The organism is Streptomyces camponoticapitis (assembly GCF_014646115.1).
In the GTDB taxonomy this organism is placed as follows: Bacteria; Actinomycetota; Actinomycetes; order Streptomycetales; family Streptomycetaceae; genus Streptomyces; species Streptomyces camponoticapitis.
Genome location: NZ_BMMV01000004.1, coordinates 356,350 through 378,359, shown reverse-complemented (window position 1 = coordinate 378,359; position 22,010 = coordinate 356,350). Strand labels below are relative to the sequence as shown.

Here is a 22,010-nt window from a genome sequence, read left to right as displayed (position 1 = left end):
CCATGAGCCGACTCGCCCAGACCGCGGACCTGACCGACATCCAGCGGGAGATCCTCTCCACGGTAAGGGACTTCGTCGACAAGGAGATCCTGCCGGTGGCCACGGGGCTGGAGCACCGCGACGAGTACCCGGCGCAGATCGTCGAAGGGCTCAAGGAACTCGGCCTGTTCGGGCTGATGATCCCCGAGGAGTACGGCGGTCTGGGTGAGTCCCTTCTCACGTACGCGCTCTGCGTGGAGGAGATCGCCCGTGGGTGGATGTCCGTGTCGGGCATCATCAACACGCATTTCATCGTGGCGTACATGCTCAAGCAGCACGGCACACAGGAGCAGAAGGACACCTTCCTGCCGCGCATGGCCGCCGGCGAGGTGCGCGGCGCCTTCTCGATGTCGGAGCCGGGGCTCGGCTCGGACGTGTCGGCCATCACGTCGAAGGGCGTCAAGGACGGCGACGAGTACGTGCTGGACGGCCAGAAGATGTGGCTGACGAACGGCGGCACGTCCACGCTCGTCGCCGTGCTGTGCCGTAGTGACGAAGGCCACCCCGAGGGCACCGCGCGCCACAGGTCGATGACCACGTTCCTGGTCGAGAAGGAGCCGGGCTTCGGTGAGGTACGGCCCGGTCTGACCATCCCCGGCAAGATCGACAAAATGGGCTACAAGGGCGTCGACACCACCGAGTTGATCATGGATGGGCTGCGCATTCCGGCCAATCGGGTCCTCGGCGGCGCCACCGGCCGAGGGTTTTACCAAATGATGGACGGCGTCGAGGTCGGCCGCGTCAACGTCGCAGCGCGTGGCTGTGGCGTCGCACAACGCGCCTTCGAACTCGGCGTCGCGTACGCCCAGCAGCGCCAGACTTTCGGCAAGGCGATCGCCGAACACCAGGCAATCCAGTTCAAGCTGGCCGAAATGGCCACCAAGGTCGAAGCGGCTCATGCGATGATGGTGAATGCGGCACGCAAAAAGGACTCCGGGGAACGTAACGACCTGGAGGCAGGGATGGCGAAGTACCTCGCCTCCGAATACTGCAAGGAAGTCGTCGAGGACGCCTTCCGGATCCACGGCGGTTACGGCTTCTCCAAGGAGTACGAAATCGAGCGTCTCTACCGCGAGGCACCGATGCTGCTCATCGGCGAAGGTACCGCCGAGATCCAGAAAATGATCATTGGTCGCCGACTGCTGGAGGAGTACCGATTCCAGGGTTGATCGCGGTCTATTGCCCCATTTGACCGCCCACAACATCACACGCCGTCATCGTCTTCCGGCCGCCGACTCGGGTTCTGCATTGCCCAGTTGCACCTGGCAACCGATACCATCGACGGAAAGCCGCCGTCCCCGTTGCCCGTGCGGCATCATCCGCTACGAAGGTCATTCATGCCCCACAGCCAAACCTCTGCACGACGCGGCAGCGTCCGCCTTGCGCGCGGAGCATCGCCGTGGCTTCTGCCGACCGTCGCCACCGCAGCACTCAGTCTGGTCCGCGCCCGCGGCTCGAAGCGCGCCGCCGCCATCGCCGTGCCCGCCACCGCTCTCGCGGCAGGCATGCTGTGGTTCTTCCGCGACCCCGAGCGAGAGATCACGCAGGGCCGGGTCATCTCACCGGCCGACGGCGTGGTGCAGAGCATCATGCCGTGGAAGGACGGGCGCACCCGCGTCGCGATCTTCATGAGCCCGCTGAACGTTCATGTCAACCGCGCTCCCCTCGCGGGCACCGTGACGTCCGTGGAGCACATCCCCGGCGGTTTCGTCCCGGCGTTCAACAAGGAGAGCGAGAACAACGAACGCGTTGTCTGGCACTTCGACACCGAACTCGGTGACATCGAGATGGTGCAGATCGCCGGCGCCGTGGCCCGGCGGATCGTCCCGTACGTACCGCAGGGGACCAAGCTGGAGCAAGGCGAGCGCATCGGTCTGATCCGTTTCGGCTCACGCGTCGACATCTACCTTCCGGAAGGTGTCGACGTCGCCGTCGAGGTCGGTCAGGCCACGACCGCAGGGGTGACTCGAATTGACCTTGATTGATCCCGACGCACCGGCCGGCTGGGTCGACGAGGCCGAGGAGGAGGACGACGCGGAGGAAATGCCGTTGTCGATGCGGCTGTCGATAGCCGACACCCTCACCCTCGGCAACGCCACCTGCGGCTTCATGGCCGTGTACTTCACCACCACCGGCATCCTGATCCCGCACCTCACGGGCAGCGAAGAGACCGGCATGGCGCGGCACTCCGCGGCCACCGCGGTGATCCTCATGCTCTGCGCCGCGGTCTTCGACCTCTTCGACGGACTCGTGGCCCGCAAGCTGCGCAGCTCGCCGATGGGTGCGGAGCTGGACAACCTCTCCGACCTGATCAGCTTCGGTCTGGCGCCCGCGTACTTCGTGCTCGTCTACGGCATGGTCGCCGACGACGCGCACCAGCGGGTCTCGGCGCTGGCCGCGATCGTCGTGCTGCTGGCGGTGGTCCTGCGGCTCGCGAGATTCTCCTGCGTGACGCTGAAGGACGGCATGTTCCAGGGCATGCCGAGCCCCTTCGGCGCGCTCACGGTCGTCTCGATCGTGCTCCTGGAGCTGCCCTTCGTACCGACGCTGCTCGCCATCGTCGGTGTGGCATGGCTAATGGTGAGCCGGGTCGAGTATCCGAAGCCGCGGGGCATCCTGGCGGTCGCGATGCTCAGCTGGATCGTGTCCGCGATGGCGCTGCTGGTGGCCTGGGCGTTCGACGCGCCGGGCGGGCAGCTGCTGCTCCAGACGGGCTGCGCCCTCCAGGTCGTGACCGGCGCGGTGATCCCGCTCTTCGCCACGGCGCGACGCGTGAACACCTTCCGTGACAACCGGCGTGAGGCACGGGCGGCACAGCTGCCGTAGCCACCGTCCGTTCCGATCGGTATACGGAAGGGCCCGGACGCTCGAAGCGTCCGGGGCCTTCCGTATGCGGGGCGACCGGTCAGCCGCCGAAGGTGAACCCCTCGGCGGGCTCCGCCACCCGCGCCTCCTGGACGACCTTCAGACCGCCCGGCACCTTCGAGTCCGGCTTCATGATCACGGACTCCCGGGTGGAGGGCGCCGCCGGGTCCGAGAAGTCGTGGGTGATCCCGAAGCCGGTGGAGAACGCGTCGAGGCCCAGCAGCGCCTTGTCGACCCCTTCCCTGGTCAGGTCCTTCGACTCGCACGCCTTCTTCAGCACCTCGCCGTAGAGCGAGGCGGCCGTGTAGCCGGAGACGACGCCGTTGTCGAGACCGTCGTCCGGGTAGGCCGCCGCGTACTCGGTGGCCAGCTTCTTCGGCGCCGCCTCGTCCGAGCCGATGGGCAGCGTGGAGGAGGCGATGTAGTAGTCCTTCATCAGCGCCGGGCCCGCCGCCGTGGCGAGCAGTTGCGGCGCGAACGCCGAGTTGTTGCCGACGACCGGCACATTGAACCCGCCAGCCGCCGCCACACCCACCAGCGAGGCCGCCTGGCGCGGTCCCGCGCTGATCACGATCGCCTTGACTCCCGCCTTCTTGAGCGCGGCGACCTGCGCGGACATGTCGTTGTCGGTCGGCTTGATCTTCTGCTCGACGATCGTGAGACCCGCCTGCTCGGCGGCGTACTCGGAGCCGACGAGGGCGTTCTCGCCGTAGTCGCCCTCGAAGTAGACATGGCCGATCTTGTCGCCCTTGGCGATGCGCTCGTTGCCGAGGAGGTAGTCGATCGCGTTGATCGTCTCGATGTCGTACGTGGCGCCGACGACCCGTACGTACGGGCTGCCGAGCAGATTGGCCGACCAGGCCTGCGGCAGGACCAGGCCCTTGTCCTGCCCGTCGATGCGCTTCTCGACGGCGGCGACGAACGGCGAGCCGATGAACTGGACGAAGCCGAGCACGTCCGGCTCCAGCTCGGTGTAGGCGGCGACGGCCTTCTGCGGGTCGTAGCCGTGGTCGCGTACGGTCAGCTCGATCGTACGGCCGCAGATGCCGCCCGCCTTGTTCGTCTGGTCCGCCCACAGCTGCTGGGCCTGGGTGACGCTCTTGCCGAGCGAGGCGTAGACGCCGGTCATGTCGGTGAGCACGCCGAGCGAGATGGTCTTGTCGCTCACGCCCTGCCCGGTCTTCACTCCCCCGGCGTCCTCGCCCTTGCCGTCGCCCTCGGTGGCCTTGCCGCTGCACCCGGCCAGCGCGAGGGCCAGGACGACCAGCAGCGCCGCGCCGGTCCTCGGTGCGTTCGTGTGCCGTGCGCGTCGCTTCATGACTTCTCCCGTGAGAACCGTCGAACCATCGGAACTGACAGGCGGGTGAGTCCGCCGGGCAGGAAGAGCACCACCGCGACGATCGCGGCTCCGTACAGATAGCGGGACGCCTCGCCGGGGGTGACACCGCCCGAACCGGGGTCGGCCACCAGCGGGAGCGAGTCGCTGTAGTGGGTGAGGAGCTGCGGCAGCAGCGCGACGAAGGCCGCGCCGACGACCGCTCCCGCGACCGTGCCGAGACCGCCGATGACGATCATGGCGAGATATTCGAGGGCCAGGATCATGCCGAAGTAGTCGGGCACGGTCCGCTGGAAGATCAGCGCGATCAGTACGCCGGCCAGCCCCGCGTACATCGAGGACAGGACGAAGACGGCCGCGCGGTAGCGGGCCACCGGCACGCCCATCACACCGGCGGCGATGCGGTGGTCGCGGATCGCGTTCATCGCGCGGCCCGGCCTGCCGCGCAGCACACCGCGCGCGAAGAGCCCACCGACGAGGAGGGCGAACAGGCCCGCGTACCAGAGCTTCTCCGACGACCCGAACGGGACGGCGGCGATCACGACCTCGGTGTCGTCGAAGTCGAAGCCGAAGAGCGAGAGCACGGGGACGTCGCGGCCGTTGAACCCGCCGGTCAGATCTCCGGCGTTGAAGAGGACGTGCTGTCCGATGAAGATCAGCGCGAGGGTCGCGATACCGAGATAGGCGCCGCGCAGCCGGCCGGCGATGGGGCTGAAGAGGCCGCCCGCCGCGCCCGCGAGGAGGACGGCGAGCACGACCGCGAGCCAGGTCGGCAGACCGAGCCCGGTGAGCTGCCTGCCGTTCTCCTCGCCGCTCTCGCCCGCGAAGACGCAGTAGCCGTAGGCGCCGACGGCGAGGAAGAAGGAGTGGCCCATGGAGAGCTGGCCGGTGGCGCCGGTGAGGAGGTTGAGTCCGATGGCGCCGATGGCGGCGGCCATGGCGAAGAGACCGGCCTGGAGCCAGAAGCGGTCGAGGTAGAAGGGGAGGGCGAGGAGCAGGAGGGAGCCGGCGAGCCAGAGGTAGGCGCGGGGGGTGCGGTGCGGTGCGGCCTTGGCGGGTGCGTGGGTCGTGTCAGACACGGGCGAGCTCCTTCGTACCGAAGAGCCCGGCGGGCCGGATGAGCAGCACCGCGACCATCACGAGATACGGCGCGAGGTCGCCGAAACCGCGCCCCAGGAAGGTCAGATCGCTCTGGTAGCCGGTGGCGAAGGACTCGGTGACCCCGACGATCAGTCCCCCGGCGAGCGCCCCGGTCGTGGAGTCGAGGCCGCCGAGTATCGCGGCGGGGAACGCCTTGAGCGCGGCGAGGGACGTGGCGCGTTCGAGGCCGGGGGTCGGGAAGACCGTGAGGAAGAGCGCGGCCACGGCGGCGAGCGAGCCGGCCACGGCCCACGCGGAGAGCGAGACCCGGCCGAGGCGTACGCCCATCAGCGCGGCGGTCTGCGGATTCTCGGCCGCCGCGCGCATCGAGACGCCCCAGGTGGTGTAGCGGAAGGCGAGCAGGAACACGGTGATCAGGAGGGCCGCGGCGACGAAGGCCGCGACGCGCGTCTGGGCGATGGTGATGTCCCCGACGGTGAGGAGCTTGTCGCCCCACGGGTCGCCGAGCGCGAGGACGTCGGTGCCGATGCGTCGGGTGAGTTCGGTGGTGAGGAGGATGTCGACGCCGATGGTGACGATGGCGAGGACGCTGTGGTCGGCGCCCCGGTAGCGCCGCATGACGGTGTACTCGACGGCCGATCCGACGACGGCGGCGCCCGCGATGCCGACACCGAGCGCGGGCCAGAAGCCGATGTCGTCGTGGAGTACGGCGGTGACGTAGCCACCGGCCAGCAGGAGCGAGGCGTGCGCGAAGTTGACGACCTCGGTGGCTTTGAAGATGACGACGAAGCCGAGGGCGATGAGGGCGTAGACGGAGCCCATCGAGAGTCCGCCGAGGAGGAGTTCGACGAAGGTGGTCATGGCGTGGCCTCCTCGTTGGCGGCGGTCTCGGCGCTCTGGGGGCTCTCGCCCAGGTAGGCGCGGACGACTGCCGGATCGCTCTGTACCTGGGCGGGCGTACCGCCGGCGATCCGGCGTCCGAAGTCGAGTACGGTCACGGCGTCGGCGAGCCGCATCACCACCCCCATGTCGTGTTCGACCAGCACGATCGAGATGCCGAGGCCCTCGCGTACGCCGGCCACGACGGCCGCCGTACGGCGCCGTTCGTCGGCGGTCATCCCGGCGACGGGTTCGTCCAGGAGCAGCACCGTGGGCTCCATGCACAGGGCGCGGCCCAGCTCGACGAGCTTCTGCTTCCCGTACGGGAGGGCTCCCGCCGGCCGGTCCAGATCGCCCGCCAGCCCCACGAACTCGGCTATCTCGCCGACCCTGGCGCGGTGTTCGCGCGCCTCGCGGGCGGCGGACGGCAGACGGAGCCCGGTGGCGAGGAAGCCGGCGCGGGTGAGGCGGTGGCGGCCGAGCAGCATGCTGTCGGCGACGGTGGCGTGCGGCGGGAGCGCGAGGTTCTGGAAAGTGCGGGCGATACCGAGGGCGGCGACGCGGTGCGGGGCGAGGCCGGTGAGTTCGGTACGGCCGAGGCGGACGCTGCCGGAGGTGGCGCGGTACACGCCGGACAGGACGTTGAAGCAGGTGGACTTGCCCGCGCCGTTGGGGCCGATGACCGCGTGGACGCTGCCCGGTTCGACGGTGAAGGAGACGGAGTCGAGGGCGGTGAGCCCGGCGAAGCGGACGGTGACGTCGGTGACGGTGAGGGGTGGGGGCGGGTGGGATTCCTCGCCGGTGTGGCCGACCGTCCGTTCGGGATGTCCGGCCGCCGCGCCGCCCGAGGCGCCGCCCGGCGTCTTCTCGGAGTCGGTCACGCGGTCCACCTCCGCAGCACCGGCGCGGACTCCTGGGCCCGGTCGGCGTCCTCGGCGGCCGTCTCGTCCACGACCCCCAGATAGCGCCGGCGTACCTCGTCGGAGGCGGCCAGTTCGGCGGCGTCCCCTTCGAGCGTGACCTCGCCGACCTCCAGGACGTACGCGCGGGACGCCAGCCGCAGGGCCATGGACGCGTTCTGCTCGACCAACAGGACGGACGTGCCGGTGTCGTTGATGCGCCGGATCGTCTCGCCGATCCGGGCGGCCACGAGGGGGGCGAGCCCGAGCGACGGTTCGTCCAGGAGGAGCAGCCGGGGGCGTGCCATCAGGCCCCGGGCGAGTGCGAGCATCTGCTGCTCGCCGCCGGAGAGCAGTCCGGCGCGCTGACCCGCCCGGTCGGCGAGTACGGGGAACAGCTCGTGCACCTCGGCGAGGGAGGCCGCGTACCGCTTGCGACCGCCGCGCGCGCCGAGCGCCCCGGCCCGCAGATTGTCGGCCACGGTCATCCGTGCGAACACCTGCCGTCCTTCCGGTACTTGGACGACTCCGGCCGCCACCACCCCGGCCGCGCCGAGCCCGTCGAGCGGTCGGCCGTCGAAGTGGACGGTGCCGCCGCCGGCCGTGCCCCGGTGGAAGCCGAGCGTGCGCGAAATGGCTCTCAGCAGCGTGGACTTGCCGGCGCCGTTGCCGCCGAGCACCGCCGTGATCCCGCCGGGCGGTACGTCGAGCGACACCTCGTGCAGGGCTCGTACGGGGCCGTAACCGACGGACAGGGCACGCACTTCGAGCGCGGCCATGCGTTCTCCTCTGCTTCTGGGCTGCTGGGTACGTTCCGTGTCTCTGGGTTTCCGGGTTGTCCTGACATGCCGTGGAGGGACACCTCAGCACCGGGCCGGGGCACCGTCCACGGCGCGGAGCCGAATCGCTGCCGATGACCAGCGCCGCGGTGGCCGGATTGTGCACGCGCACAAGGGCTGTCGCAGCGCGCCTCGCGGTGGCATCCTCACCAGCCATGGGTGGCCGCAGAGCGCGCACTGATCGTGAGTGGTCGGTCCTGGTGGCCGCGTCCCGGACCCTTCTGGAACGCGTGCCGGCGCTGACCGACCAGCTGATGGACGAACTGAACGACCATTCCGAGCAGTTCGACGCGGCCGTGCCGCGCGACGAGCACTGGCGGCAGATCAACGAGGCGATGCGGTACGGGATCGAGGCCATCGCGGCCCCCCGGTCGGCGCCGCGCCGCGACCTGGCGTACGCGGAGGAGCTCGGCCGGCGGCGGGCGGAGCAGGGGCTCGCGCTGGATCTGGTACTGCACGCGTACCGGCACGCCGGGTATCTGGTCTGGGACGAACTGCTGCGCATCGTCGGCGAGAAGGACCCCGAGGACGTGTCGACGCTCGTGCACACCGCGTCCCACATGTGGGCGGGTGTGGACCGGCAGGCGACGACCGTCGCGGAGGCGTACCGCAGCACGGAGCAGTCGATGCGGCGGCGGAGCGACGAACGGGTGCAGGCGCTGCTGGACGCGCTGCTGGAGGGGCGGTCGACACCGGGGCTCGCGGCGCGTGCGGCCGCCGGTCTCGACCTGCCCGAGCAGGGGCGTTACGTGGTGGTGGTCGTCCGGGTGGAGCGCCGGGACGGGCGCGAGCCGTTCCAGCGGGTGGCGGCCGAGGACGGGATGCGCTTCTTCTGGCGGATGCGTACGGACTGCGAGATCGCGGTCGTCGCGCTGGAGGGCGACGCGGGTCTCGCGGAGCTGGCGGCGGTGCTGTTACGGCCCTGCCAGGGCCCCGGCGGCATCAGCCCGGTGGTGGACAGCCTGTCCGAGCTGGGCCAGGCGCGCCGGCTGGCCGAGACCGCGCTGCGTACCCTGCCGCCGGACGCGCAGAGCATCGTCCGCCTGGACGAACGCCTCCCGACGGCCCTGGTGGTCAGCCAGCCGGAGCTCGCGGCCCGGCTGATCGCGGACGTGTTCGGACCGCTGCTGGAACTGGACCCGGCGGACCGCGCGGTCCTGCTTGAGACGCTGGACGCGTGGCTGGAGTACGGCGGCTCCGCCGGGCGCGCCGCGACGCGTCTGTACTGTCACCGCAACACGGTCTTCAACCGCCTGCGCCGCCTGGAGCAGCTCACGTCGCGTTCGCTGTCGCGCCCCCGGGACCTGATCGAGATGACGCTGGCCCTTGACGCGTTCCGGCTGACGCCGGGGTGACGGCGCCCCCGGCGGCCAGGCGCATGAGGTCGGTGGTGAAGTCGACGTCGGCGCTCTCGCGTTCGGCGCGGGTGGCGTTGCCGGCGAACTGGTGCTGGTATCCGCTCCAGGCGCTGTCGGCCATCTCCCTGCTCGCTCCGCTGCGCAGCAGCACGACCAGTTCGGTGGCCGCGCGCCCGATCCGCTCCCCCAGCGCGGGCGATCCCCAGTCCTCGGACGCGGCGAACAGGGAGGTCGGCACGGGCATCGTGCGCAGGAAGGCGAAGAGAGGCCGCAGTTGGTCGTCGACGACCATCGCGTGCCGGGCGGTGCCGGCGGTCGCCGCGAGGACGACCGGCTTGGCGATGAGCAGATCGTTGTCGAGGATGTCGGCGAAGGACTTGAACAGACCGCTGATCCCGGCCTTGTAGACCGGTGTGCTCGCGATCACGGCGTCGGCGGACGCCAGCCGGTCGATGGCCGCACGCAGTTCGGCGTCGGGGAATCCGGAGACTATCGCCCGTGCGATGTGGGTGGCGAGCGGCGCCAGCTCGATGACGCTCGCGGTCGCGGGCACACCGGACTCACGGAGCAGGTCGAGGGTCTTCTGGGCGGTCCGGTCGGCGAGCAGCCGGGTCGAGGACGGTTCGCTGACCCCGGCGCTCACGATCACGATGCGCACCGGCTCACCGGCGCCGTCGTGCTGAGCGTCCTGTGTCGTGGCGGGCGGCGGGGTGGTCATGGGTTGCTCCGTTCGGTGCGCCGTGCGGTGGTGGGTCGCTGAGGTGCGGGGGCGGCGTCGAGCAGCGCCCGGCAGAGGTCCTGGAGGGTCTTGAGCTGCTCGCGGTCGAGCGCCCGGCTCATCGCGCGGGCGATGTGCCGTGCGTGGGCGGTACCGAGGCGCCGCTGGGTCTCGACACCCGCCGGGGTGAGGCGGATGCGGCAGGCGCGCGCGTCGTCCGGATCGTCCCGGCGCTCGACCAGGCCGCGGGACTCCAGCCGGACGATCATGCGCGACATTCCGGGCTGGGTGAGGAGCACGTCCTCACCCAGCTCCGTGATCCGCAGCCCCTCCGGCGCGGTGGACAGGGCGTAGAGCACGCTGTAGTCCCGGGGCGGCATGCCGCCCCAGGTGTCCGCCTCGGTGAACTCGCGGGCGATGGTGGCCTGGGCCCGGAACAGGGTCTCCCAGGCCTCGTTCGCCAGTCGTACGTCGCCGTCCACGCTCAGATCACCTGCGGGAAGAGAGCCTGGACCTCGGGGTCGCTGTCCTGGTACGGGGACGTCCCGGAGAGGTTGTCGCCGCGGTTGGGGTTCGGGCGCGGGGCGCGCGGCTCGGCGTCGCCGTACTTCGCCCGGACAAGGCTCTGGTGCGTGGGGGCCTCCGGCGCGCCGGGCTTGCGGCGGGCGGCCATCTCTTTGCGCAGCACGGGAACGACCTCGGTGCCGAGCAGCTCGACCTGTTCGAGGGCCATCTCGACGGGGAGCCCCATGCTGTCCAGGGACCAGAGCTGGCGCTGGTAGTCCCCGAAGCCCTCCTGGAAGGTGAGGGTCTTCTCGATGACCTCCTGCGGGCTGCCGACGCTCAGTGGGGTGCCGTGCATGTAGTCCTCCAGCCTCGTGCCCCGGAACAGCGGATAGTTCTCGAAGTACGGGCGGAAGGTGTTCACGGCGTCCTGCGAGCGCCTGGCGATGAAGCCCTGTCCGCCGAGACCGACGATGGCCTGCTCCTTCGTGCCGTGCTCGTAGTGCTCGAACCGTTCGCGGTAGAGCTCCACGAGCGGTTTGAAGTGGAAGTTCGGCGCGAGGACATGGTTCGCGAAGTACCCGTTGCCGTAGTACGCGGCCTGCTCGGCGATCTCGGGGGTGCGGATGGAGCCGTGCCACACGAACGGCGGCACGTCGTCCAGCGGGCGGGGGGTCGAGGTGAAGCCCTGGAGCGGGGTGCGGAACCGGCCCTCCCAGTCGACGACGTCCTCCCGCCAGAGCCGGTGCACGAGGTTGTAGTTCTCCAGGGCCAGGGCCACGCCCTGGCGGATGTCCTTGCCGAACCACGGGTAGACGGGGACCGTGTTGCCGCGCCCCGTCATCAGGTCCAGCCGGCCCTTCGCGACGTGCTGGAGCATGGCGTAGTCCTCGGCGATCTTCACCGGGTCGTTCGTCGTCATGAGCGTGACCGAGGTGCTGAGGATGATCCGCTCCGTCAGCGCCGCGATGTGCGCGAGGAGGGTGGTGGGCGAGGAGGGGATGAAGGGCGGGTTGTGGTGCTCCCCGAGCGCGAACACGTCCAGCCCGACCTCGTCGGCCTTCCGCGCGATGCGCACGAGGTTGCTGATCCGCTCGGCCTCGCTCTGTGTGTGCCCGGTGACGGGGTCGGGGGCGATGTCGCCGACGGTGAAGATTCCGAACTGCATGATGTCCGCCTTTCTGCGGTGTCCTCACCGACAACAACATGACCAGTCATGTATTCCCGCGCGCGGACCGGGCGCGAAAGGGTCTCGGCAGACGGCCGGCGGCCGGGGCCGCGCGGATCGGCCCGCGGGGGCCGGTTCGGCGCGTGGCGAGGCGGGATCGGCTCATGGGGGGGGCGGCGTACTCAGCCGACCGGCGCAGCGGAGGGGGCTCCCGCGCCTGGACGGCTACGGAGGGCCAGGGAGGAGCAGTCCCGTGCCGGCGCCGGGGCGCCGGGGACAAGGGCCCCCGCGAGTCACGCGACCCGCGGACCCCGGACTCGAACCGCCGCGAGCCGGGCCCGGGCGAACCAGTCGCCGCGCGATCTCGCGCGGTACGCCCCGGCCCCGGCGCCCCGTCGGCGACAGGAGGCCGCGGGGCGGTCGCCCCGGAGCCGGCCCCGGCGGCGTTCTCGTCCGTCTTGCGTCAGGTCAGGAAATCGCGCGCGATGTTCGATGCCACGCGTTCCAGCAGCGGGCCCGCCTCCGCCATGCAGCGTGCCGGGTCCGGTTCCAGCTCCGTCAGGGCGTACGCGCGGCGGATACCGGCGCGGCCCAGGGCCTCCGGACGCAGGGCCAGGCGGCCGCAGACCGCGATCACCTCGATGTTCTTCGCGCGGGCCGCCGCCGCGACGCCCGCCGGGGCCTTCCCGTGCAGCGTCTGCTCGTCCAGCGATCCCTCGCCGGTGATGACGAGCGTGGCGCGGGAGAGCGCGGGACCGAAGCCGAGCACGTCGAGCATGACCTCGATGCCGGGCCGGAAACTCGCGCCGAGGCCGACGAGGGCGCCGTACCCGATACCGCCCGCGGCCCCCGCGCCGGGTGAGAGCGCGGACTCGGCGGCCCTGGCGCCGAGGGTCGTCCCCAGGAGGCGCGCGTAGTGCGCGAGAGCCGCGTCGAGCGTGGCGACGTCCTCGGGGGACGCGCCCTTCTGCGGCCCGTAGACCGCGGGGGCTCCCTTCGGACCGGTCAGCGGGTTGTCGACATCGCTGGCGAGGACGATGTCCGTCTCCGCGATACGGGGGTCGAGCCCGGACAGGTCCACCGTGGCGAGCTCCCGCAGTCCGCCGCCGCCGGGGCCCACCGGCTGCCCGTCCGCGTCGAGGAAGCGCCCGCCGAGCGCGGCCAGCATCCCCGCGCCGCCGTCCGTCGTGGCGCTGCCGCCGACACCGAAGACGACGGTGCGCGCGCCCGCGTCGAGCGCGGCGCGCAGCAGTTCGCCGGAGCCGTACGTCCCGGCGGTGAGGGGCGCGAAGACCCCGGCGGGCAGGTGCTGGAGGCCCGACGCCTCCGCCATCTCCACGACGGCCGTGCCGTCGCGGAGCGCGTACGCCGCGGTCAGCTCGTCACCGAGCGGTCCGGTGACCCGTACCTCCCGGCGTTCGAACCCGGCCGCCACCGCCGCTGCGACGGTGCCGTCACCGCCGTCGGCGACGGGCAGCGCCACGACGTCGAGGCCGGGGACGACCTGGCGCAGCCCGGCCGTCACCCGCTCGGCGACCTGTACGGCCGTGAGCGACCCCTTGAACTTGTCCGCCGCGACGAGCACGTGCGCGGCCTCGGTTACTGCTCCGTCCGTCACCTTGTCATCCCTTGCTTTCGAACAGGCAGTCGCGCCGCACCGACCCTATCCGGCCGGGTGGCTTCCTGCCCACGGGAAGCGCCCCCGCGTCCGCACCACAAGAAGAACAGGCAAAGCTCCCATAATCGGAGGAACGACATGGGCCGGTTTCGGCGCCCCCAGGTGCCTCTGATCTACGCTTTCCGCGTGACGACCTCTCGCGACGCCGACTACCTCACCTATATCGCCGGACTCCCCCGCGTCCTCTGCGGGGCCGCCGCGCTCTTCCGGGACGAGGAGGGGCGGGTACTGATCGTCGAGCCCAACTACCGGCCGGGCTGGGCGCTGCCCGGCGGGACCGTCGAGTCCGACGGGGGTGAGACGCCGCGTCAGGCCGCGCGGCGCGAGACGTTCGAAGAGATCGGGCTGGACGTCGAGTTGGGGCCGTTGCTCGCGGTGGACTGGTCGCAGGCGCCGGACCGGCCGGCCATCGTCGCGTATCTGTACGACGGCGGGGTCCTGGACGAGGAACGGCTCGGCGCGATCCGGCTTCAGCACGAGGAGTTGCTCTCCTGGCGGCTGGTGAGCCGCGCCCAGATTCCAGATCTGATGATCGGATCTCTCGCCGGCCGCGTTCTCGCGGGGCTCGATGTGCTCGAAACCGGCTCGGGCGCCGCGGAGTTGGAGAACGGCCGCCGGGTCGGATGATCCGTGTGCGCGCGGTGGTGACGGGTGCGGCGGGAGCTGTTCTCATATGTCATGTACGCGCCGCCCGGTGGTCCGCTTCCGGCTGACACCCCTTCACCCCGCGTTGGCCCGCCGTGCACGAGCGCCCTGCATGATCCAGAATCCCAGGCCCAGGACACCGGAGGGAACATGCGACGTCAGATTCGCGGCTTGCTGACCACACTGCTCACGACGGCGGTTGTGGCGGCGGGCGCGGGAACCGCCGCGGCGGACACGGTGAGGGCCGGCGCCGGCTCCGAACCGGTGTCCACCAAGCCCTCGGGCCCCGGCCGGCTCCCCGCGCTCCCGACCACCGTGGACGGCGGCGCCTGGAAGTCGGGCCATGTCCAGGGCATGGCCGTCGACCGCCGCAAGGGCTTCATGTACTTCTCGTTCACCAACCTCCTCGTCAAGACCGACCTCACCGGCAAGCCGGTCGGCTCGGTCACCGGCTTCACCGGGCACCTCGGAGACCTGGACTTCAACACCGAGGACGGCAGGGTCTACGGCTCCCTGGAGTACAAGGCGGCCAAGGCCTTCTACATCGCGATCTTCGACGGTGACCGCATCACCGCGATGGACATGGACGCCGAGACGACCGGTGTCGTGACCACCGTCCATCTGAAGGAGGTCGTGGAGGACTACACGGCCGACATGGACGGCAACGGCGTCTTCGACGGCGACACCGCGAAGACGGCCGACCACCGCTACGGATGCAGCGGCATCGACGGCGTCGCCTTCGGCCCGGCCTTCGACGACAAGCGCCGCGGCGCCGCACACCGCCCGTCGCGGGCGCTGCTCACCGTCGCGTACGGCGTCTACGCCAACACCACCCGGCAGGACAACGACAACCAGGTCCTGCTCCAGTACGACATCCGGCGCTGGAAGAAGTACGAGCGCCCGCTCACCGAGGCCGACCCGCACACCAGCGGCCCCGGCTCGCCCGACGGCAAGTACTTCAGCTACACCGGCAACACCACCTACGGCGTGCAGAACCTCGACTACGACGCGTACACCGGCAACTGGCTGCTGGCCGCGTACAAGGGGACCAAGACCCAGTTCCCGAACTACTCGCTCTTCGTCCTGGACGGTTCCAGGCGCCCGGTCTCCGGGCCCGTCGCCGGCCAGCCGGAGCCCGAACGCGGGCGGCTGCTGCCGCTGCTCGCACGGGGGCTGCACCACCCCGCGTCCGGTACGTACGGCTGGGAGTCCACCGGCCAGTACGGTCTGGTCTCGCTCGACGACGGCCGGTACTACCTCGCGGAGGCCGGCACGGTCGTGGAGGACGGTGTCACCAAGCAGACGGGCAAGGCGGTGATGAACCGCTGGACGGGCGAGGTGCCGACCCCCTTCGCCCCGGTCCCCACGGCCGTCACCGACGGCACGACCGAAGACTCCGACTACCCCGGCCACGCGCCCCATCCCGGTCACATCGGGCACGTGGGCCACATCCACCAGCCCTGACGCATATCTTGTCGCCCCGTCCCGGCTCCGCTGCGTACCCTCGCGGCATGACTCTCGTCGCGATTTTCAGCGGCGCCGGGATCTCCACCGACTCCGGCATTCCCGACTACCGCGGTCCGGGCGGCGTGTGGCGGCGCGATCCCGGGGCCGAGAAGCTCGTCACGTACGACACGTACATGAACGACCCGGACATCCGCCGCCGTTCGTGGCGGATGCGCCGGGACAGCCCGGCCTTCCGCGCCCGGCCGAATGTCGCCCACCGAGCCGTCGCCGAGCTCGACCAGGCGGTCGACGGGGCGGTCCGGGTGATCACCCAGAACGTCGACGGGCTCCACCAGCTCGCCGGCACGCCCGCCCGTAAGGTGCTCGAACTGCACGGCACGGCGCGGGCGGTGGTGTGCACCGGGTGTCACGCCCGCTCCACGATGGAGGAGGCGCTGGCCCGGGTCGAGGCGGGCGAGGAGGATCCGCCGTGCACCGTGTGCGGTGCCGTCCTGAAGTCGGCGACGGTGATGTTCGGCGAACGGCTGGATCCGGAGGTGCTCGGGCAGGCCATGTCGATCACCAAGGCGTGTGACGTCTTCATCGCCGTCGGCACCACGCTCCAGGTGCAGCCCGCCGCCTCGCTCGCGGGGATCGCGGCCGAGCACGGCGCGCGGCTCCTGATCGTGAACGCCGAGCCGACGCCGTACGACGGGCAGGCCGACGAGGTCATCCGCGAGCCGATCGGTACGGCGCTGCCCGCGCTGCTGAAGCGGTTCCACGCGAGCTGACGGCCCGGGGCGGGTCGGGCGGGCGCGGGGTCGTCAGAAGAGCGTCCCCGCCACGCCCGCCCTCGTGATCGTGCCGGCGGGCGCCGCGCCCAACGTGCTCGCCGCGCCCTCGAAGACCAGCAGGCGCTGCTTGCGGTCCAGCCCGCCGCCGTATCCGGTGAGGCCGCCCGTCGATCCGATCACCCGGTGGCACGGCACGATGATGCCCACCGGGTTCCTGCCGTTGGCCAGTCCGACCGCGCGCGACGCCCCCGACTTGCCCAGCGCGCCCGCCAGTTGACCGTAACTGCGCGTCTCGCCGTACGGGATGGCCAGCAGTTGCTCCCAGACACCGCGCTGGAACGGTGTGCCGTGCAGCCGCAGCGGCACGTCGAACTCGGTGCGCCCGCCCGCGAAGTACTCGTCGAGCTGGTCGATCACACCGTCGAACGGCCGGGCGTCGGCCTCGCCGAAGCTCTCCTGGGGCGGGCGATGGCGTTGCCCGGCCATGTAGAGACCGCTCAGCACCCCGTCGGTGGCCACGAGCGTCAGCGGCCCGTACGGGCTGTCGACCACGGTGTGCGATCTGCTGGTCATGCCGCTGGTCATGCGGTGAACTCCTTTATGCGGGAAGGACGTTGATGGCGTGGTCCTCGGTGGCCCAGAGGTACTGGACCGCGTACGCGCGCCAGGGCCGCCAGGCGGCGGCGCGCGCGGTCAGCGCGGCGGGTGTCGACGGCAGCCCGAGTGCCCGCGCGGCACGGCGCATACCGAGATCCGTCGGCAGAAAGGCGTCGGGGTCGCCGAGCGCGCGCATCGCGATCGCCTCGACGGTCCACGGGCCGAAGCCGGGCAGCGCGTGCAGGCGGGCCCTGGCCTCGTCCCGGTCGCTGTCCGCGCCGAGCGGCAGCGTGCCGTCGGCCAGCGCCTCGACCAGCGTCATGAGCGTGGTGCGGCGGCTGCGCGGCAGCGCGAGGGCCTCGGGGTCCAGTTCGGCGAGCTCCCCGGGCGTGGGGAAGAGATGGGTGAGGCCGCCCTCGGGATCGTCCACGGGGGTGCCGTGGGCGTTCACGAGACGCGCGGCGTGTGTGCGGGCCGCGGCGGTCGACACCTGCTGGCCGAGTACCGCGCGAACGGCGAACTCGGCGGCGTCGACGGTGCCGGGCACCCGGCGGCCGGGCGCCTTGTCGACCAGCGGCGCGAGCAGCGGGTCGGTACGCAACTGCTCGTCGACGGCGACCGGGTCGGCGTCCAGGTCCAGCATGCGGCGGCAGCGGCTGATGGCGACGGTGAGATCGCGCGGGTCCGTCAGCGCGAGCCGGCAGCGGATGTGGTCGGGCCTCGGTGTCAGGGCGACGATGCCGTGCCCGTACGGAAGACAGAGCGTGCGCCGGTACGCGCCGTCCCGCCACTCCTCGACCCCGGGGACGGCGGTGGCCGCGAGATGTCCGAAGAGGTTGTCGGGATTGAGCGGTGTGCGGAAGGGGAGCCGCAGGGAGATCACCCCGGGTGTCCCGGCCTCGGGGGCGGTGTCCGAACGCCTGGCCCCTCGTGTCCGCAGGCCGGTCGGCGAGAGCGCGAACACCTCACGGACGGTGTCGTTGAAGGTGCGGATGGACGAGAACCCGGCGGCGAAGGCGACCTGCGCCATCGGCAGCGCGGTCGTCTCGATGAGCAGCCGCGCCGTCTGGGCCCGCTGGGCGCGCGCCAGCGCGAGCGGCCCCGCGCCGAGTTCGGCGAGGAGCTGCCGTTCGATCTGGCGTTCCGAGTAGCCGAGCCGCCCGGCGAGTCCCGTGACTCCCTCGCGGTCCACGATCCCGTCCTGGATCAGGCGCATGGCGCGGGCGACCGAGTCGGCGCGGGCGTTCCACTCGGGCGAGCCGGGGCTGGTGTCCGGCCGGCACCGCTTGCAGGCGCGGAAGCCGGCCTGCTGACAGGCGGCCGCACTCGGGTGGAAGACCATGTTCTCGGCCTTCGGGGGCACGACCGGGCAGCTGGGGCGGCAGTAGATACCCGTGGTCAGGACGGCGGTGAAGAACCATCCGTCGAATCGCGCGTCCTTGGACCGGACGGCACGCAGGCAGCGCTCGGTGTCGGTGTGCATGCGTCAAGCATCCGGCACCCGGGGCGCCGGACGCTGGCGAGAATCCGACATCGACCTCGTGCTGCCCGCGCTCTTCCGCGTTCGTCCGCGTTCGTCCGCGCGCCCAGGAGGCCGACCGGCGAACGCCCGCCCGCCTCAGCTGATGAAAGCCATGAGGTCGGAGTTGAACTCCTGCTCGTGGTCGCCGTACAGACCGTGCGGCTGGCCCGGATAGACCTTCAGCGTGGCGTCCTTGATCAGCTCGGCCGACTTGGGGCTGGCCGCCACGATGGGCACGAGGTCCTCCGTGAAGTCCGTCTCGGAGAAGACCTTCACACAGTCGTACGCCGCCTTCATGCCGACCTGCGTGCTCCAGAGCCAGAACGCGTCGCGGGTACCCTGCGAGATGGCGGCGCCGGGGCGGTTGAAGCCGTAGAACTGGTCCGTGAGGTCCTCGTAGAACTGCGAGCGGTTGGCGGCCAGGCCCGCGCGGAGACCGTCGAAGACATCGAGGGGCGTGCCGTCGGGGTTGTCGTCGGTCCGCAGCATCAGCGGGGGTATCGCGCTGAGCAGCAGCGCCTTGGAGACCCGGGACGTCCCGTGCCGGCCGATGTAGCGGGCGACCTCGCCGCCGCCCGTGGAGTGCCCGACGAAGACGGCGTCGCGGACGTCCAGCGTCTCCAGGAGCTGGGCGAGGTCGTCGGCGTAGGTGTCCATGTCGTTGCCCTGCCACGGCTGGCCGGAGCGGCCGTGTCCCCTCCGGTCGTGCGCGATGCCGCGGAAGCCGTTCTCCGCGACGAGACGGAGCTGGCCGTCCCAGGCGTCTGCGTTCAGCGGCCAGCCGTGGCTGAAGACGACGGGGCGGCCCGTGCCCCAGTCCTTGTAGAAGATCTCGGTGCCGTCGGTGGCGGTGATGGTGGTCATGGAGGTCCATCCCCTTCTTCGGCCGTGGTGGCGTCGCACGTCGCGAACAGCCGGCGACGGTCGGTGGGGCCGGGCCGTACTTCGGGATCACCTACGCGTGGCGCGCTCGCTGCGCGGCGCGGCGTCGACGCCCGCCTCGACCTCGATGGGTGGGGGGCTCTCGCCCTCTCCGTACGGGGCGTGCCGACCGTAAACACCGGACGCCAACAGCGTCTCAGGAATATCGGTGGGTCCCGCCTCCGAGGAACGTCCCGGGGTGATGGGGGCACGCCACGGGCTGATGGGGAGGACCGACCCGGCCGGCGGCGGGTCGTCCGGGACGCGCGCGGTCAGGCTGTCGCGCGGAGCTTGCGCCAGACCGCCTTCGCCGCGTTCTGCCCCGACATGCCGTGCACGCCCGGGCCCGGCGGGGTCGACGACGAGCAGATGAAGACCGCGGGGTGCGGGGTGCTGTACGGCGACAGCGAGAGCTTGGGCCGCAGCAGCAGCCGCAGCCCGGCGACGGAGCCGCTGGCGATGTCCCCGCCCACGTAATTGGCGTTGCGGACCGCGAGCTCCGGCGGGCCCGCGGTCGCGCGGGCCAGGACGCGGTCCCGGAAGCCGGGCGCGAAGCGCTCGATCTGCCGCTCGATCGCCTCGGTCAGATCGCCCTCCCAGGCGTGCGGGACATGGCCGTACGCCCAGAAGACATGCTTGCCCTCGGGGGCACGGGACGGGTCGACGAGGCTGGGCTGCGCGGTGATCAGGAACGGCGTGGCGGGGGCGCTGCCGCCGTACGCCAGGTCCAGCGCGGTGCTGATCTCGCCCTTCGTGGGCCCCACTTGGACGGTGCCGGCCCGGCGCGCGGCCTCCGCCGTCCAGGGCACGGGGCCGTCCAGCGCGTAATCGATCTTGAAGACACCGGGGCCGTACCGGTAGGAGTCGTACACCCGGCCGAGCCCCGCGATACGGGCGAGCGCGGTCGGGGAGGTGTCGAAGACGTACGCCCTGGCCGGCGGCAGATCGTCGAGCCTCTTGACCTCGAAGCCGGTGTGGATCGTGCCGCCGAGGTCGCGCAGATACGCGGCGAGCGCGTCCGAGATGGACTGGGAGCCGCCACGCGGCAGCGGCCATCCGTTCTCGTGCGCGGCGAGCGCGAACATCAGGCCCACGCCGCCGGTCGCGATCCCGCTCAACGGGGCGATGACATGGGCGACGAGACCGGCGAACAGCCCCTTGGCCTTCTCGTCCCGGAACCGCCTCATCAGCAGATTCGAGCTGGGGAGCCCGGCGAGCCCGAAGCGGGCGAGCGTGAGGGTGTCGTGCGGCAGGCCCCTGGGGGGCAGCGCCATGAAGTCCCGTGCGAACGAGTCCCACTTGCCGAGGAACGGGGCGAGCAGCCGACGGTACGCCCCCGCGTCCCGCGGGCCGAAGGAGGCCGCGGTCTCGGCGACGGAGCGGGACAGCACGGCGGCCGTGCCGTCGTCCCAGGGGTGGGCCATCGGCAGCTCGGGGTGCAGCCACTCCAGACCGAACCGGCCGAGGGGCATGTCGTTGAAGGCGGGCGAACCCACGCCCAGCGGGTGTACGGCGGAACAGGGGTCGTGGCGGAAACCGGGGAGGGTGAGCTCCTCGGTCCTCGCTCCCCCGCCCACGGTGTCGCGGGCCTCGAACACGGCGACGGAGAATCCACGTCGTGCCAGCTCGATAGCGGCGGTCAGGCCGTTGGGTCCCGCACCCACGACGACGGCATCGAGCATCGACGGCACCTTCGGACTCCTTCGTCAGCCGATGGCCAGAGGAACCAGGATATTCCTGGCCTCTGACACTCTGTCGGCGGGGCGACGGATACGGCCGCGGGGCAGGTCGCCCGGTCGCCCTCAGGCTCCCGAGGCCGGTCCCGCTCCCGCGCCCGCCTCCTCCTCCGTCCACGCGCCCGCCAGCAGGCGCTCCCGTATGCGCCGCGCGGTCGCCTCGTCCCGCGCGGCCGTGAAGGGCAGCGCGTTGCCGCCCGTGACACGGAACGGCTCACCCGTGAGCGTCATCTGCGCGCCCCCGGCCTCCGCCACCAGCAGCAGGCCCGCCGCGTGGTCCCAGGCGAGCTCCCAGCTGAAGGCGACGGCGTCGAGCCGGCCGAGCGCGACGGCCAGATACTCCAGCCCCGCCGAGCCGCAAGGGCGGGCGGCGATGTCGTCGGCGTCGCGGACCCCCAGAAGCGCGCGCTTCTCCTCGGGCGAGGTGTAGTCCGGGTGGGAGATCGCGACGTCCAGAACCGCGCCGGGCTCGGGCGCACCGCACCGCAGCCGGGTGCCGTCCAGCCAGGCGCCCCGCCCTCGTACGGCCGTGGCCATCTCGTCCCTCGCGGGCGCGTACGTCCAGGAGGCCAGCACCTCGCCGCCCTGGGCGAGCGCGACGAGCGTGCAGAAACCAGGCTCGCCCCGGACGAACTGACGGGTCCCGTCGACGGGGTCGACGATCCACACGGGCGCCTCCCCGCGCAGCGCCCCGTACACGGCGGGGTCGGCGTGGACCGCCTCCTCGCCCACCACCACCGAGCCGGGCAGCAGCGCCGTCAGGGCCGCCGTCAGATGCTCCTCGGCACCCCGGTCGGCGCTGGTCACCAGGTCGTGGGGGCCGGACTTCTCGACGATCTCGTGTGCGGCGAGCTGCCGGAAGCGCGGCATGATCTCGGCGGCGGCCGCGTCACGCATCGCCGCCTCGACCGCGGAAAGGTCACCGTTCAGGAAGTCATCGATCATTCCTCAAGAGAACCACAGGG

At 71.4% G+C, this 22,010-nt stretch carries 21 protein-coding genes; 7 read left to right on the top strand and 14 right to left on the bottom strand.

All coding sequences use genetic code 11. From position 1 onward, the window contains the following. Window positions 1-2: 2 nt before the first annotated feature. The 3 genes from IEY79_RS08770 to pssA all read left to right on the top strand — a co-directional run bounded on the left by IEY79_RS08770 (window position 3) and on the right by pssA (window position 2,865). Window positions 3-1,208 carry an acyl-CoA dehydrogenase family protein gene (locus IEY79_RS08770; RefSeq protein ID WP_189106762.1) on the top strand — a complete coding sequence of 402 codons (1,206 nt, stop codon included), beginning with the start codon at window positions 3-5 and terminating at the stop codon, window positions 1,206-1,208. A gap of 168 nt (window positions 1,209-1,376) precedes the next feature. Beyond that, window positions 1,377-2,024: a phosphatidylserine decarboxylase gene (locus tag IEY79_RS08765; RefSeq protein ID WP_189106815.1), complete on the top strand. Its 648-nt coding sequence runs from the start codon at window positions 1,377-1,379 to the stop codon at window positions 2,022-2,024. After that, window positions 2,011-2,865 (top strand): CDP-diacylglycerol--serine O-phosphatidyltransferase, encoded by an 855-nt coding sequence (pssA, locus tag IEY79_RS08760; protein ID WP_189106761.1) that lies wholly within the window; start codon window positions 2,011-2,013, stop codon window positions 2,863-2,865. The genes IEY79_RS08765 and pssA overlap by 14 nt, the downstream gene beginning before the upstream one ends. A 79-nt stretch (window positions 2,866-2,944) precedes the next feature. Here pssA and IEY79_RS08755 read toward each other — a convergent pair whose 3' ends face one another. The 5 genes from IEY79_RS08755 to IEY79_RS08735 are packed head-to-tail and all read right to left on the bottom strand — an operon-like array spanning window position 2,945 to window position 7,898. Then, on the bottom strand, window positions 2,945-4,222 hold the full coding sequence (locus tag IEY79_RS08755) for an ABC transporter substrate-binding protein (RefSeq protein WP_189106760.1): 1,278 nt from the start codon (window positions 4,220-4,222) through the stop codon (window positions 2,945-2,947). After that, on the bottom strand, window positions 4,219-5,319 hold the full coding sequence (locus IEY79_RS08750) for a branched-chain amino acid ABC transporter permease (RefSeq protein ID WP_189106759.1): 1,101 nt from the start codon (window positions 5,317-5,319) through the stop codon (window positions 4,219-4,221). The genes IEY79_RS08755 and IEY79_RS08750 overlap by 4 nt, the downstream gene beginning before the upstream one ends. Continuing rightward, window positions 5,312-6,202 carry a branched-chain amino acid ABC transporter permease gene (locus tag IEY79_RS08745; RefSeq protein WP_189106758.1) on the bottom strand — a complete coding sequence of 297 codons (891 nt, stop codon included), beginning with the start codon at window positions 6,200-6,202 and terminating at the stop codon, window positions 5,312-5,314. Before IEY79_RS08745 ends, IEY79_RS08750 begins: the two co-directional genes overlap by 8 nt. Then, complete coding sequence (locus tag IEY79_RS08740; RefSeq protein ID WP_189106757.1) at window positions 6,199-7,101, bottom strand: ABC transporter ATP-binding protein; 903 nt, start codon at window positions 7,099-7,101, stop codon at window positions 6,199-6,201. Before IEY79_RS08740 ends, IEY79_RS08745 begins: the two co-directional genes overlap by 4 nt. Beyond that, window positions 7,098-7,898 carry an ABC transporter ATP-binding protein gene (locus IEY79_RS08735; RefSeq protein ID WP_189106756.1) on the bottom strand — a complete coding sequence of 267 codons (801 nt, stop codon included), beginning with the start codon at window positions 7,896-7,898 and terminating at the stop codon, window positions 7,098-7,100. Before IEY79_RS08735 ends, IEY79_RS08740 begins: the two co-directional genes overlap by 4 nt. Before the next feature lie 215 nt (window positions 7,899-8,113). Here IEY79_RS08735 and IEY79_RS08730 point away from each other — a divergent pair, with 215 nt between their 5' ends. Beyond that, window positions 8,114-9,313, top strand: a complete 1,200-nt coding sequence (locus IEY79_RS08730; RefSeq protein WP_189106755.1) for a PucR family transcriptional regulator — start codon at window positions 8,114-8,116, stop codon at window positions 9,311-9,313. On the opposite strand, the gene IEY79_RS08725 is transcribed toward IEY79_RS08730, so the two are convergent. From IEY79_RS08725 to IEY79_RS08710, 4 genes are all read right to left on the bottom strand, one after another. After that, entirely contained in the window at window positions 9,231-10,034 is an 804-nt protein-coding gene (locus IEY79_RS08725; RefSeq protein WP_189106754.1) for a CE1759 family FMN reductase, read from the bottom strand. The two genes, IEY79_RS08730 and IEY79_RS08725, sit on opposite strands and share 83 nt — an antisense overlap. Beyond that, window positions 10,031-10,516 (bottom strand): MarR family winged helix-turn-helix transcriptional regulator, encoded by a 486-nt coding sequence (locus IEY79_RS08720; RefSeq protein ID WP_229700753.1) that lies wholly within the window; start codon window positions 10,514-10,516, stop codon window positions 10,031-10,033. The genes IEY79_RS08725 and IEY79_RS08720 overlap by 4 nt, the downstream gene beginning before the upstream one ends. 2 nt (window positions 10,517-10,518) lie before the next feature. Further along, the gene (locus tag IEY79_RS08715; RefSeq protein ID WP_189106753.1) at window positions 10,519-11,706 is read right to left on the bottom strand and encodes a CE1758 family FMN-dependent luciferase-like monooxygenase; all 1,188 of its coding nucleotides are present in this window, start codon (window positions 11,704-11,706) and stop codon (window positions 10,519-10,521) included. Window positions 11,707-12,169: 463 nt separating this feature from the next. Beyond that, a complete protein-coding gene (locus IEY79_RS08710; RefSeq protein ID WP_189106752.1) occupies window positions 12,170-13,324 on the bottom strand; it encodes a glycerate kinase in 1,155 nt (384 codons plus the stop codon). Window positions 13,325-13,510: 186 nt separating this feature from the next. Here IEY79_RS08710 and IEY79_RS08705 point away from each other — a divergent pair, with 186 nt between their 5' ends. The 3 genes from IEY79_RS08705 to IEY79_RS08695 all read left to right on the top strand — a co-directional run bounded on the left by IEY79_RS08705 (window position 13,511) and on the right by IEY79_RS08695 (window position 16,266). Next, window positions 13,511-14,011 carry an NUDIX domain-containing protein gene (locus IEY79_RS08705; RefSeq protein WP_189106751.1) on the top strand — a complete coding sequence of 167 codons (501 nt, stop codon included), beginning with the start codon at window positions 13,511-13,513 and terminating at the stop codon, window positions 14,009-14,011. A 168-nt stretch (window positions 14,012-14,179) separates the two neighbouring features. After that, window positions 14,180-15,493, top strand: a complete 1,314-nt coding sequence (locus IEY79_RS08700; RefSeq protein WP_229700752.1) for a hypothetical protein — start codon at window positions 14,180-14,182, stop codon at window positions 15,491-15,493. A 47-nt stretch (window positions 15,494-15,540) separates the two neighbouring features. Then, a complete protein-coding gene (locus tag IEY79_RS08695) occupies window positions 15,541-16,266 on the top strand; it encodes an SIR2 family NAD-dependent protein deacylase (RefSeq protein WP_189106750.1) in 726 nt (241 codons plus the stop codon). A 33-nt stretch (window positions 16,267-16,299) separates the two neighbouring features. On the opposite strand, the gene IEY79_RS08690 is transcribed toward IEY79_RS08695, so the two are convergent. The 5 genes from IEY79_RS08690 to IEY79_RS08670 form a co-directional block, all read right to left on the bottom strand. After that, window positions 16,300-16,854: a methylated-DNA--[protein]-cysteine S-methyltransferase gene (locus IEY79_RS08690; protein WP_229700751.1), complete on the bottom strand. Its 555-nt coding sequence runs from the start codon at window positions 16,852-16,854 to the stop codon at window positions 16,300-16,302. A 13-nt stretch (window positions 16,855-16,867) separates the two neighbouring features. Continuing rightward, complete coding sequence (locus tag IEY79_RS08685; protein ID WP_189106749.1) at window positions 16,868-18,349, bottom strand: AlkA N-terminal domain-containing protein; 1,482 nt, start codon at window positions 18,347-18,349, stop codon at window positions 16,868-16,870. Between the two features lie 135 nt (window positions 18,350-18,484). Then, window positions 18,485-19,252: an alpha/beta fold hydrolase gene (locus IEY79_RS08680; RefSeq protein ID WP_189106748.1), complete on the bottom strand. Its 768-nt coding sequence runs from the start codon at window positions 19,250-19,252 to the stop codon at window positions 18,485-18,487. Window positions 19,253-19,581: 329 nt separating this feature from the next. Continuing rightward, window positions 19,582-20,991, bottom strand: a complete 1,410-nt coding sequence (locus tag IEY79_RS08675) for a phytoene desaturase family protein (protein ID WP_189106812.1) — start codon at window positions 20,989-20,991, stop codon at window positions 19,582-19,584. A gap of 120 nt (window positions 20,992-21,111) precedes the next feature. Next, the gene (locus IEY79_RS08670; RefSeq protein WP_189106747.1) at window positions 21,112-21,990 is read right to left on the bottom strand and encodes an inositol monophosphatase family protein; all 879 of its coding nucleotides are present in this window, start codon (window positions 21,988-21,990) and stop codon (window positions 21,112-21,114) included. Window positions 21,991-22,010: the final 20 nt, after the last annotated feature.